We start from the raw sequence: 12,669 nt of genomic DNA, 5'->3' as shown, positions 1-12,669 counted from the left end.
TTCTAAACTTGCAATGCTGGCGGCATTGGCCTGTGGCCTGACTGCCGGGCAAGCTATGGCCGGCAACGGCACGATTGCTCAAGTCGGTTGCTTTAGCGACAGCTGTGACAGCTGTGATCCTTGCGGCGAAATCACCTGTGGTTGCGAACCGGTCGGATGCGACCTGGGTTGCGACAGCGGATGTGACAGCGGCTGCGATTCGCTGGGCTGCAACCTGGGCGGACTGGGACTTTGTGGCGACTGCTGCCACGACGATCCGTTCACGCTGTTCGGCGAGTACGGCGGAATCTCGGTCGGCGGATGGTTGCAAATGGGCTACCACACGGCTGCCCTGCCGCTGTTCAACAGCCGTCCCGACGAAGTTCAGCTGCACCAAGCTTGGTTGTACGCCGAAAAAGCGATCGACACCTCGTGTGGTTTCGACATCGGTGGTCGCATCGATTACATCTACGGTACCGATTCGCAAGACACTCAAGCGTTCGGTATCGCCAACGATCACTGGGATAACGGCTGGGACAACGGTGCCGATTACGGTCACGCCCTGCCCCAGTTGTACGTTGAAGCTGGCTACGGCGATTTGTCGGTCAAGGCTGGTCACTTCTACACCATCATCGGATGGGAAGTCGTTACCGCCCCGGACAACTTCTTCTACAGCCACGCGTACACGATGTACAACAGCGAGCCGTTCACCCACACCGGTGCTCTGGCGACCTACAACGCGACCGATGACCTGACCTTCTACGGCGGATACGTCATGGGCTGGGACAGCGGTTTCGAAGACAACGGCGACGCCTTCTTGGGCGGGATTTCGGCCGGTCTGACCGACAACCTGACGGTCACCTACGCGACCGTTGGCGGACGTTTCGGTGATGGCAACATCAACCGCGTCGATCCCGGACCGCCAGCAACGGTCGGTCGTGGCGAAAACGGATACATGCACTCGATCGTCGCCGACTACGCGGTCAGCGACAATCTGCAGTACATCTTCCAGTCGGACTTGTTGGACACCGAAGACATCGACGGCGCGACCGTTCGTGACACCTTCGGCATCAACCAGTACTTGATCTACTCGATCAACGACTGCTGGGCTCTGGGAACTCGTTTCGAGTGGTATCAAGCCGACGCTGGTGTGTTCAACACCGACAACGATGTCTACGCTTGGACCAGCGGCATCAACTACAAGCCGAATGCCAACGTGATCATTCGTCCCGAAGTCCGCTGGGACTGGGTTGACGGCGATCCGACCGGAATTCTGGAGAACGATGACGACGACCAGTTCACCTTCGGTATGGACACGATCTTCCTGTTCTAGGCCCCAGTGGCATAGATACAGAGGCTAGGTGTACGGAATGTGGGCTTTGGCCCGGGCGAACCACCCTTCACAGGTGTCTTCGGCCCGGGCGTCCGGCCGCGAGGAGTTCGGTGGCAAGCAACGCCACCGGTGAAACTCCCCATCCGCCCCGGCGTCTTGTCGCTGTCAACTGAACTGCCTGGAGGAAGCTTCAACGTCTTCTCCACACGACGAATTCCTGCTGATCCGACCATCAGGCAACTCGGGCCGGAACGACAGAAAGCTCTGACCGATATCTTCGACCGCGTGTCATCCATCTCCGGTGACACGCGGTTTTTTCATGCGCCGGTTGATTGGGGCGATCGGCGGTCTCGATCGGGGCCGAGGGAAACTTCGCTTAACCGGTACAGCTTGCCAAATTCCGGCCGTGACGGACAAATCGTTCGCACCAGTTCCAACACTGCGATGAACTTTGACGAATTTCCCGGTCGATACGCTCCTTAGGAAATTCGCCGGCGTCGCTCTTGTGGCTGAAGGATCACGTTGATTCTTTCAGGTGGAGACCACACGAAAGACGCCGGTCTGGCCCGCCGTGAAACAGGACACGATGTCCTGCAATGCGGCCGGCAGTTGTTGCGATGAATTCCGCGGCCAGGAATCGGTTTCCTTGATGCGGATTGTTTTGCGTGCTGCCAAACACATGGATGGGGAGTCCAACGGATGAAATTGAGCAAACTCGCTCTCTTGGCCGCGATTTGTTGTGGAACAACCGCATCGGCCGCCGGAGTGCAATCTGGTTACTACCAAGACAATGGTGTTCAGCAAGTCGGTCACTGTGAAACCGGCTGTGACGTCGACATGTCGGCTTGCGACATGGGCGGCTGCGATGGACTGCCCTCATGCGGCTGTGACAGCGGATGCGATAGCGGCTGTGGCATGGGTGGATGCCTGGGCGGTGGATGCCTCGGTGGCGAATGCGATCTTGGCGATCCCTTCACCCTGTTCGGTGAATACGAAGGGTTCAGCATCGGCGGTTGGGTCCAAATGGGTTACCACACCGCCGCTTTGCCACTGTTCAACAGTCGCCCGGACGAATATCAGCTGCACCAAGCTTGGTTGTACGCTGAAAAGGCGATCGATACCTCCAACGGTTTCGATATCGGTGGTCGCATCGACTACGTCTACGGTACCGACTCGCAAGACACCCAAGCGTTCGGTATCGCGAACAATCATTGGGACAACGACTGGGATAACGGCACCGACTACGGTCACGCCATGCCCCAGCTGTATGTCGAAGCTGGCTACGGCGATTTGTCGGTCAAGGCCGGTCACTTCTACACCATCATTGGATGGGAAGTCGTTACCGCCCCGGACAACTTCTTCTACAGCCACGCGTACACGATGTACAACAGCGAGCCGTTCACCCACACCGGTGCTCTGGCGACCTACAACGTCGGCGATCACGTCAGCGTGATGGGCGGATATGTCTTCGGCTGGGACAGTGGTTTCGAAGACAACGGTGATGCCTTCTTGGGCGGCGTTTCGGTCGGTCTGACCGATAGCCTGACGGTCACCTACGCGACCGTCGGCGGACGTTTCGGTGACGGCAACATCAACCGCGTTGTCGACGGTGTGGTTGGACGTGGCGAAAACGGATACATGCACTCGATCGTCGCCGACTACGCGGTCAGCGACAATCTGCAGTACATCTTCCAGTCGGACTTGTTGGACACCGAAGACATCGACGGCGCGACCGTTCGTGACACCTTCGGCATCAACCAGTACCTGATTTACACCCTCAGCGACTGCTGGGCCGTGGGAACTCGATTCGAGTGGTACCAAGCCGACGCCGGCGTGTTCAACACCGACAACGACATCTACGCGTTGACCAGCGGTGTGAACTACAAGCCGCACGCCAACGTTCTGGTTCGTCCGGAAATCCGCTGGGACTGGGTCGATGGCGATCCGACCGACATCCTGGAAAACAGCGATGACGATCAATTCACTTTCGGCATCGACACGATCTTCTTGTTCTAAGCTGCCGATGCTCGGGTGACTCGCCCGAGAAGTGTTCGCCCGGATTGATCCGGCAACGAATGAATGAATCAGGCCACCGTCCAGATCTCCGGATCCGGGCGGTGGCTTTTTTTGTGGGGTTCGGTGGCCTGGGGCCGTACCGTCACGCCCCACCGGCGGTCGGGGTTGGTGATTGGAAGCTCGACACGCTCCCATCGGCCCCACCGATATCGCTCGGAACGACCTGCCGATGATGCGGCCGACCGCCAACTTCTTAAGCAGCCCTGCATTTGTGGTGGCCGTTTTTCCCTTCGGGGCGTTTAGTGCAGAGTCCGCGATTTGCCGGTTCAAAAGGATGTTCCAGGCGGCTGACGCCGGTGTGCATGCTTTTTGGGCGTTGAGGCGGGCGGCGCTGCCTGTTGTTTGGGCAGTGAGGGGAGCCTCCTGAGGGCTGTTCCGACGGTCTTTAGAAAAAATTCAAAAACCTAAGTGCTTTGCCTTCAGTGACTTGTGATTCGTTTTTTGATTTGGCACATCCCAGTGGCTCGCGACGTGCCAAGCAAACCCGTCGAGCGTTGATCAGAAGATACTTCCGTCGTCGGCTTTCGAGCGATTCGATGGATGGCCCGGGCAGGGGCCGACGGTGTGGATCGACGGAGATTCGCTCATCCGTTTTGTTTTCGAAGCGAGCGTAAGGCTTCACTCGTGCCGCTCGCTTCAACCAATTCACATCATGTGTTGAAGGCGAGATTTGATGAGAAACATGTTTGGAGCCAATTGGCTCGTGATCGCTCTCCTCGTGGGGATGTTGGGGGTCGGTGCGCCGCTTGCGACAGTTGCTTCGGCTCAGGAGGATGCCGCTTCGGTCATGGAGGCCGACGCAGCTGACGCAGGCGGCGACGCCGATTCAGCGCCGGCGGGTTGGAACGCTGGTGATGAGGTGTCGGCCCTCAGCTACGACGATGCGAACGATTACACGATCAATACGTTGATCATGTTCGTGTGTGCCGTGTTGGTCCTGTTCATGCAGGCCGGCTTCGCCATGGTCGAAGTCGGGATGAACAGTGCCAAGAACACGGTCAACATTTTGGCCAAGAACGTCATGGACCTCTCGGTCGGCGTTCTGCTTTATCTGTTCATCGGGTACTCGTTGATGTACCCGGGCAGTTGGATCGCGGACGGTTATCTTGGATCGCCGTCGGCGTTCATCAGCCGTGACGCCCAGGTCGAAGAAGTCGACGGTGCCGAAGTTTGGGCCGCCGCACCGACCTACAGCGACGGTGCCTACGCCAGTAACTCGGCTGACTTCCTGTTCCAGGTTGCCTTTGCCGCGACGGCCGCAACGATCGTTTCGGGCTCGGTTGCCGGACGCATGAAGTTTAGTGCCTACCTGATTTACAGTGCGATTTTGACGGGCCTGATCTATCCAATCAGTGGTGCCTGGAAGTGGGGCGGCGGGTTCCTGGATGCGATGGGCTTCCAAGACTTTGCCGGAAGTGTCGTGGTGCACGCGGTCGGCGGGTTCGCCGGCCTGGCCGGTGCGATTTTCTTGGGGCCGCGTTTGGGCCGGTACAGTGCCGACGGCAAGAGTATTCCGATCCCCGGTCACAACATTGCGTTCGCCGCTTTGGGTGTCTTCATCCTGTGGATCGGATGGTACGGATTTAACCCCGGCAGTCAGCTGACCTACAGCGGTGCGATGAATGCCGAAGCCACCACCTACATTGCTTTGACCACGACGATCGCGGCCTCGGCCGGTGCCGTGTTGGCGATGATCTTGGGCTGGGCTCTGTTCGGAAAGCCGGACTTGACCATGGCACTGAACGGCGTTTTGGGCGGGTTGGTCGCCATCACCGCTAACTGTGACCGCGTCGGCCAGTTCGAAGCTTTGGTGATCGGCGGCATCGGTGGTGCCCTGGTCGTTTTGGGAATCGTCCTGTTGGACAAGCTGAAGATCGACGATCCGGTCGGTGCATGGCCGGTCCACGGTCTGTGCGGCGTCTGGGGCGGAATCGCCACTGGCGTCTTCGGCGACATCCCGGCTGACGACATGACCCGCGGCGGATTCATCACGGTTCAGGTCATCGCGACCGTCGTGATCTGTGTTTGGGCCTTCGTCACCATGTCGGTTGTCTTTGGTGTTTTGAAAGCCATCGGGATGCTGCGAGTCAGTCCTGAGGAAGAACAAGCTGGCTTGGATATCTCCGAGCACGGCATGCACGCTTATCCGTCCGATGCGGTCGCCGGCGGGGCGATCGCCTAGGGCTAGGCGAATGTTGGGAGCTACCCACCGCGCCCCGTCGCCAGTCGATTCGAATTCGACGGCGGCGGGGCACCCGGTTGGACTCCTTCGCACGCGAAGTGCAACGGAATTGATAAGCGTTCTGGTTCCGACCGAACCGTTTAGCTGAACATCGAGACGTGACGGCCTTGGCCAAGCGTTTCGCTTGAACTTCTCGGCTCTTGCCTGGGCCAGAAGGGCCCCGGTTTCCCGCATCGGATGTCCGCCTCATCCGATGCGGGTCGGGGTTTTTTTCTGCTCGGCTGATCCAGCCGGGCTTTTTTTATGCACCGATGATCTGCATCTGATGGAGCAATTTTTGCTGATTGCTGGGCCGATCGCGTGGCCGCTGGGGGGCCAAGGCTCTCACACGACGCTGCCGATCACCCGTCGCAGTTGGGGCCGACACGCGTGTCCATGGCCCATGCATTGCGGTGAATCAAGCAACGCTTGCACGTTGGATCGCAAGGTCCGGAAGAATGGCGTAAGCCCCGGTCCCCTTGCCGATCCATGCCTGCTGGTTTCCACTGTTTCACCCGTGCCATCCACTGGCCTGTGCCCAGCCGAGGTCGATCGTCCGAGCCGTCTCGGCATTGATTGGCAGCATCCGGACGGCCCGGTGTGCATCCCGACGACCTGTTCCTCGACGACCTGATCGAACGTGAAACTGATCATTGCCATCATCCAGCCGACCAAACTGGATGCCGTCAAAGAAGCGTTGACCAACGTGGAAGTTCACCGATTGACGGTGGTCGATTGTCAGGGGTTTGGTCGCCAGAAAGGTCAGACCTCGGCGATCCGCCCGTCCACCGGTGGTGTCAGCCTGGTGCGGAAAGTCCAACTGCAAATCGCCGTCAACGAAGACTTTGTCCAGCCGACGGTCGATGCGATTTTGGCCGGCGGCCGGTCAAGCGAGACCGGTGAAATCGGTGACGGCAAAATCTTCGTCTTGCCGATGGATGATTGTGTCCGGATCCGAACCGGCGAACGCGGTCCGGAAGCGATCTGAACGCTGGCCCTGATGGATGACCGCTGGGGGCCTATGTGTCCGGCGTGTTTTCACGGCCGCCGGCGTCTTCATCGGATTCTGCGATGTTGGGCTGGACCACGGCCGTGCCCTGGCTTTCTTTCTGGCTCAAGCGTTTTTCCCAGCGGCGACGGGCCAGTTTTTGCATGTCCACCTCGCGGTCATGTTCGTCGATGATTTCCAGATCCAGCAAAGTTTCGACGATGTCTTCCAGCGTGACCAGGCCGACGACGCTGCCGTACTGATCGACGACGATGGCGATGTGATGTCGGCCTTGCAGCAATTGGTCCAGCAGACGCGGCAACCGAACTTCATCGCGAACCGTCAGCAACGGACGGCGATAGGTGGTGATCGGATCCGCGTCCTGGTCACGTGCCTGCGCCAGCAACAGGTCGTCCTTTAAAACGAATCCGGTCACGTGGTCCAATGTGCCTTCGTAGACGGGAATTCGAGAGACCGACAGGATGGATTCCTGGGCCAGTGCTTCGGCCACGGTCGATGATTCGCTGACCGCCAGGACCACGGCGCGGGGCGTCATTACTTCTTGCGCCGTCACACGGGGAAACCGAATCATCGAATCGAAAATGCGGTGTTCGTTGGCTTCCAAGACGCCTTGCTTGGCGCCGATTTTGGCCATCGCCGACAGTTCTTCGCGAGTCAGCGTGTGGTGGGACTTGCCACCGGAAAGCAGCCGAGTCAGACGCTCGCTCATCCACACCAGCGGATACAGGATCCAAATCAGCCAGCGGACGCTGGTGGCCACGAACGGCCCGAGCGTGCGCCAGTACAGGGCCCCGATCGTCTTGGGGATGATTTCGCTTAACACCAGGATCAACAGCGTCATCACCGCGCTGGCGGCTGCCAGGTACTGGTCGCCATAAAGCCGGACCACTTCGGCACCCACGCCGGCCGCACCGATCGTGTGAGCAATGGTGTTCAGGCTAAGGATGGCCGCCAGCGGGCGATCAATGTTGTCCTTGAGATCTTCCAGGCGTTTGGCGGCCTTCGGTTTCCGCTGGCCCAGCGTCGCAATGAACGACGGCGTGATCGACAGCAGCACGGCTTCGGCCACCGAACAATAGAAAGAGCACCCGATCGCAAAGAACAGGTAAAAGATCAGCAGTCCCATATCGGCTTTTGCACAGGAGGCACGCGAATTCGATCCGTCCGCTGCCGCGGCAATGGCGATGGCGGAACAACCAGGCTGCGCGAAGGATACCAGATTCGATCGCGCCGGTCCCCTGCCCTGTTCGCCCGCCGGCGATGCGTCTTCGCGACCGATCCTGCGTCGCGTCAATCGGCGATGTCCCGGCGAAACGCCAGGATGTTATCGGGGTGCCCCAAGATCAAAAGCGTTTCACCGCTGTGGATCTGATCGTCGCCGTTGGGATTGAACTTCAAGGCCGCACCGTCACGCTGGATTCCGACGATCAGCAAATTGCGGGACTGAAGCGTAACGATCGATCGAATGGTCCTTCCACACATGGGGCTGCCCGCTGGTATCAGGACTTCGTCCAAATCGATGTCTTTGAAACTGGACTCGGTGACCACGTCGATCAAATCGGCTGTCGACGGCCGGGCGACCAGACGCGTCATCTGTTTGGCGCCGACGATCGTCGGCATGACCACGCGATCGGCACCCGCCTGGCGAAGTTTCTTTTCGGTGGTGACCTGTTCGGCGCGGGCGATGATGGTGAATTCAGAATTCAATCCGCGGCCGGTCAACGTGATGAAAACATTGTCCGCGTCATCGGGCAATGTGATCACCAGTGTTTCAGCCTTGGCGATCCCCGCCATCGTCAACAGGTCGTCGTTGGTCGCGTCGCCGTGCAGAGTCAAAAGGCCCGCTTCGCTGGCGCCGGCAATGGCTTCTTCGTCGATGTCAATGACGACCATCGATCGCGAAGCATGGCGTAGACCCTCGACCAGATGCTGGCCCATCCGGCCATAGCCGCAAACGATGACATGTCCGTTCAGTTTGGCGATTTCACGATTCATTCGCTGGCGTCCAATCACGCGATCAAGTTCGCCTTCCAGTATCATCGAAAACAGACCGCCGAAGGTGTAAACCGATGCGGTCATTCCGAACACAATCACCAAGACGGTGAACCATTTCACCAACGCGTCGGATTGACTGTGTTCGCCATAGCCGACCGTGCTGATCGTGATCACGACCATCCAAACCGCATCGGACCATCCGTATCCGCCCAGGTACCGATAGCCCAACACGCCGATAAAGACCACGCCGGCAAGGATTTTGCCACCGCTGCGAATACGATCCAGCGGCGTTACCGAAGATTGAAAGATTGCGGCAGGGCGCGCCATGTTGTCTCGGTCGGTCTGGTTTGTCAGGAATCGGCTGACGACACGATAGTAAAGTCAGGACGTTCGATTTGTCGCATCGAAAGGCGCCGAAATGCCGCGGGGTGCGACAATTTGACTTTCGTTTTGAGGGTGAATCCGCGGCGTGTATCGCAGATAACAGTACAGACTGTGGTGAAGTCGTCACGTCGCATCGTTACACTATCGCCATCATCGCAGGGGACGTCGGAGTTCTTTCCCGATTGCCCACTGCGTGCGTCAATTTGGCGCGTCGGGCAAGTCGTCCCAAGAACGCTTTCCCACACTGAATATCAACCTTTGTCTTGCTATTGTCCCCTTCGTCGAGGATCACTTGGTGGCCACCGCAGAGACCAGTCTAGACCCGAGCGACCCATCCGGTCCGTTTGAATCTGGCCAGACATCCGCCGGGCGTGCGTCGGAGCACATCGAATCGTTTTCGTACGATGACGATATTTCCCGCAAGTTTGCCGTCGCGACCATCGTTTGGGGATTGATCGCGACGATCGCCGGTTTGGTCGTCGCCTTATTGCTGGTTTTGCCCAAGGCCTTTGTCGGCCTGGAATGGCTGACCTTTGGTCGTCTGCGACCGCTGCACACCAACGCAGCCATCTTTGCCTTTGCGGGCAACGGCATTTTCGCGGCGATCTACTACAGCACCCAGCGATTGTGCAAAGCACGCATGTGGAGCGACGTGCTCAGTCGTCTGCATTTTTGGGGATGGCAACTGATCATCGTCGCGGCCGCGGTGACGCTGCCACTGGGCATCACGCAAAGTCGCGAGTACGCCGAATTGGAATGGCCGATCGACTTGGCGATTGCCGTGGTGTGGCTGGGGTTTTTCGGTGTCAACTTTTTCATGACGTTGATCAAACGTCGCGAACGGCACTTGTACGTGGCGCTGTGGTTTTACATCGCAACGATCGTCACCGTGACCGTTTTGCACGTCTTCAATAACTTGGTCGTGCCGATCGCGGCTTTCAAAAGCTATAGCGTTTATGCGGGTGTCCAAGACGCATTCATGCAGTGGTGGTACGGGCACAACGCGGTGGCGTTCTTCTTGACCACTCCGTTCTTGGGTCTGATGTATTACTTCTTGCCCAAGGCGGCCAATCGTCCGGTGTTCAGCTACAAGCTGTCCATCCTTCACTTTTGGTCGTTGGTGTTCATCTACATCTGGGCGGGCCCGCACCACTTGCACTACACGGCGTTGCCCGAATGGGCGTCGTCCCTGGGGATGTTGTTCAGCGTCATGCTGTGGATGCCGTCTTGGGGCGGAATGATCAACGGCTTGCTGACCCTGCGTGGTGCTTGGCAGAAGGTCGCCGTTGACCCGGTGCTGAAGTTTTTCGTCGTCGGAGTGACGTTCTACGGAATGTCGACCTTCGAAGGTCCCATGCTAAGCGTGAAAAGCGTCAATGCGCTCAGCCACTACACCGACTGGACCATCGCCCACGTGCACTCCGGTGCACTCGGTTGGAACGGCATGATGACTTTCGGCATGTTGTACTGGCTGGCCCCGCGGTTGTTCCAAACCAAGTTGTGGAGCGTCAAAGCGGCCACACTGCACTTCTGGATTTCGACGATCGGAATTTTGATGTACATCGTGCCGATCTACATTGCCGGTCTGACCCAGGGGCTGATGTGGCGTGCGATGGACGAAACCGGCCAACTGGTTTACCCCGACTTTGTCGAAACGATTTCCTCGATCGCCCCGATGTGGTGGCTGCGTGTGGTCGGCGGGGCCTTATTCGTCGCCGGCGTCGTGCTAATGGTCGTCAACTACTTCATGACTTGGTTGTCCCGTCCGTCGGCCTATGAAGTGCCGGTGTATCAGGCACCACGCCTAGCCAAGCAAGCGGACTATCGCGAACCGGCCGAAGTCAGCGAAGCGATCAAAGACGCTCCGATGTTGGAAGCCGCCAAGAAATTGGACACATGGAGCCGCATGGGATGGCACCGTCGTTGGGAACGATTGCCGGTTCGGTTTACCATCTTGGTCACCCTGGCCGTTGTGATCGCCAGCTTATTTGAAATCATCCCGACGTTCTTGATCCGCAGCAACGTGCCGACGATCGCCACGGTTCAGCCTTACACGCCGCTGGAGTTGGCCGGACGTGACATCTTTGTCGCTGAAGGTTGTTACAACTGTCACTCGCAAATGATTCGGCCGATGGTCGCCGAAACGAAACGCTATGGCGAATACAGCAAGCCGGGCGAATTCGTCTATGACCACCCGTTCCAATGGGGCAGTCGTCGGATCGGCCCCGACTTGGCTCGCGAAGGTGGCAAGCAAAGTAACCTTTGGCATTGGCTGCACTTGGAAGACCCCCAAAGTGTCAACGAAGCTTCGGTGATGCCTTCCTATGTCCACCTGCTGGATACCGCCATCGATTTCGACAAGATCTCCGATCGTGTTTGGGCGGCCCATATGTTGGGAGCCGAATACGATAAGGAACTGACCAACGCTCCGGAAATTGCACGCAAGCAAGCCGAATTGGTCGCCGCGGACATCGTTTCGCAGGGCGGCCCGATCAAACGCGGCGAATTGATGACGTATGACACTCAAGCCGTCGCGCTGATCGCCTATCTGCAGCGAATCGGTACCGACATTTTTGCAACGCCCGAAGCGGATGAATCGTCGGAAACCGATGGTCCTGCTCCGGGCGAAGTTCCCGAAGACGTCGATGCGATTCCCGAAGTCGCCGCCGGCCAAGCGGATCCGCAATCCGATGCCACCGGCTGACACTGTCGCCAGCTGGAGCCGCCCTGCCTCATGCATCCTTTGGTTGCATGCTCCGCCTGTCTTATCTGTGGCGGGCGAAATTTCCGGGCGACGGCGGCCGGTTTGACCCTTTCACTTCATCTCATAGCCCCATCCCCCCAGTTCATCGCCATGTTGAAAGACGTGATTCGATCGGTCGACTACAGCGACTGTGCCGAGATCGCGTTGGCAATGTTTGTCGTCGCCTTCGCAATGATGGTCTTCGCCGTGCTGCGTCTGTCGCGCAAGTCGGCCGACCGGTTTGCCTCGATTCCACTTTCCGATCAAGTGAAGGATCCTCGTGATGAGTAGTGTGACCCCCGAGACGTCCGACACGGGCGCAATTCCAGACGATCCGCTGACCGGCCATAGTTACGACGGCATCCAAGAATTCGATAACCCGTTGCCCGGTTGGTGGAAGTGGTTGTTCGTCGGCTCGATGTTGTTTTCGCCGCCCTACTTTTTCTACTTCCATAGTGGTGTGGAAAGTCGGACTCGTGCGGCCTCCTATGACCGGGATCTCGCAGAGAACTTGCAGCTTCAGTTTGCCGAAATTGGTGAGTTGAAAGCGGATCGTGAGACCGTGGTGAAATTCCTGTACAAGCCCAATTGGCTGCAGGTTGGCAAGGTCGTGTTTGAAACGAATTGTCAGTCATGCCATGGCGCCGATGGCGGCGGTTTGGTCGGCCCGAATCTGACGGATGATCATTATAAGAACATCCGTGAAATCGAAGACATCATTGGTGTGCTTCAAAACGGTGCGGCCGCCGGTGCAATGCCGGCATGGAAAAATCGTTTAAGTACCAACGAACTCGTGCTTGCCGCCAGTTACGTGGCCAGCATGCGTGGGACCGAAGCGGCGAATCCAAAAGCGCCCGAAGGAAACGTGATCGCGCCTTGGCCAGATCCGCCGGCGGAGTCCGACGCCCAATAGCAATCACTTTAAGGTC

9 protein-coding genes are annotated in these 12,669 nt (G+C 58.3%); 7 read left to right on the top strand and 2 right to left on the bottom strand.

Annotated elements, in window-relative coordinates:
* Positions 1 to 13 precede the first annotated feature (13 nt).
* The 4 genes from Mal65_RS21685 to Mal65_RS21670 all read left to right on the top strand — a co-directional run bounded on the left by Mal65_RS21685 (position 14) and on the right by Mal65_RS21670 (position 6,597).
* Positions 14 to 1,312, top strand: a complete 1,299-nt coding sequence (locus Mal65_RS21685) for a porin (RefSeq protein WP_390621876.1) — start codon at positions 14 to 16, stop codon at positions 1,310 to 1,312.
* Positions 1,313 to 2,149: 837 nt separating this feature from the next.
* On the top strand, positions 2,150 to 3,328 hold the full coding sequence (locus Mal65_RS21680; protein WP_390621875.1) for a porin: 1,179 nt from the start codon (positions 2,150 to 2,152) through the stop codon (positions 3,326 to 3,328).
* Positions 3,329 to 4,061: 733 nt separating this feature from the next.
* The gene (locus Mal65_RS21675; RefSeq protein ID WP_231131207.1) at positions 4,062 to 5,570 is read left to right on the top strand and encodes an ammonium transporter; all 1,509 of its coding nucleotides are present in this window, start codon (positions 4,062 to 4,064) and stop codon (positions 5,568 to 5,570) included.
* 679 nt (positions 5,571 to 6,249) lie between these two features.
* Positions 6,250 to 6,597, top strand: a complete 348-nt coding sequence (locus Mal65_RS21670) for a P-II family nitrogen regulator (RefSeq protein WP_145302519.1) — start codon at positions 6,250 to 6,252, stop codon at positions 6,595 to 6,597.
* A 31-nt stretch (positions 6,598 to 6,628) separates the two neighbouring features.
* Here the strand turns inward: Mal65_RS21670 and Mal65_RS21665 are convergent, their stop codons facing one another.
* Positions 6,629 to 7,744, bottom strand: a complete 1,116-nt coding sequence (locus Mal65_RS21665) for a hemolysin family protein (protein ID WP_145302516.1) — start codon at positions 7,742 to 7,744, stop codon at positions 6,629 to 6,631.
* A 164-nt stretch (positions 7,745 to 7,908) separates the two neighbouring features.
* A complete protein-coding gene (locus tag Mal65_RS21660; protein ID WP_145302514.1) occupies positions 7,909 to 8,940 on the bottom strand; it encodes a potassium channel family protein in 1,032 nt (343 codons plus the stop codon).
* A gap of 442 nt (positions 8,941 to 9,382) precedes the next feature.
* On the opposite strand from Mal65_RS21660, the gene ccoN reads away from it, so the two are divergent.
* From ccoN to Mal65_RS21645, 3 genes are all read left to right on the top strand, one after another.
* Positions 9,383 to 11,701, top strand: coding sequence for a cytochrome-c oxidase, cbb3-type subunit I (gene ccoN / locus Mal65_RS21655; protein ID WP_196784891.1), 2,319 nt, complete (start codon positions 9,383 to 9,385; stop codon positions 11,699 to 11,701).
* Positions 11,702 to 11,851: 150 nt separating this feature from the next.
* Positions 11,852 to 12,031, top strand: a complete 180-nt coding sequence (locus tag Mal65_RS21650) for a hypothetical protein (protein ID WP_145302511.1) — start codon at positions 11,852 to 11,854, stop codon at positions 12,029 to 12,031.
* Positions 12,024 to 12,653, top strand: a complete 630-nt coding sequence (locus Mal65_RS21645) for a cbb3-type cytochrome c oxidase N-terminal domain-containing protein (RefSeq protein ID WP_145302508.1) — start codon at positions 12,024 to 12,026, stop codon at positions 12,651 to 12,653. The genes Mal65_RS21650 and Mal65_RS21645 overlap by 8 nt, the downstream gene beginning before the upstream one ends.
* The last annotated feature ends 16 nt before the right edge of the window (positions 12,654 to 12,669 follow it).

The organism is Crateriforma conspicua, assembly GCF_007752935.1.
GTDB lineage: Bacteria > Planctomycetota > Planctomycetia > Pirellulales > Pirellulaceae > Crateriforma > Crateriforma conspicua.
This window is presented reverse-complemented; position numbering and strand designations above follow the sequence as displayed.

Excerpts from the sequence above, each read along its gene's own strand:
- Mal65_RS21665 (WP_145302516.1), bottom strand. The coding sequence starts at position 7,744 with ATGGGACTGCTGATCTTTTACCTGTTCTTTGCGATCGGGTGCTCTTTC.
- Mal65_RS21645 (WP_145302508.1), top strand. The coding sequence starts at position 12,024 with ATGAGTAGTGTGACCCCCGAGACGTCCGACACGGGCGCAATTCCAGAC.
- Mal65_RS21680 (WP_390621875.1), top strand. The coding sequence starts at position 2,150 with ATGTCGGCTTGCGACATGGGCGGCTGCGATGGACTGCCCTCATGCGGC.
- Mal65_RS21650 (WP_145302511.1), top strand. The coding sequence starts at position 11,852 with ATGTTGAAAGACGTGATTCGATCGGTCGACTACAGCGACTGTGCCGAG.
- Mal65_RS21660 (WP_145302514.1), bottom strand. The coding sequence starts at position 8,940 with ATGGCGCGCCCTGCCGCAATCTTTCAATCTTCGGTAACGCCGCTGGAT.
- Mal65_RS21685 (WP_390621876.1), top strand. The coding sequence starts at position 14 with ATGCTGGCGGCATTGGCCTGTGGCCTGACTGCCGGGCAAGCTATGGCC.
- Mal65_RS21675 (WP_231131207.1), top strand. The coding sequence starts at position 4,062 with ATGAGAAACATGTTTGGAGCCAATTGGCTCGTGATCGCTCTCCTCGTG.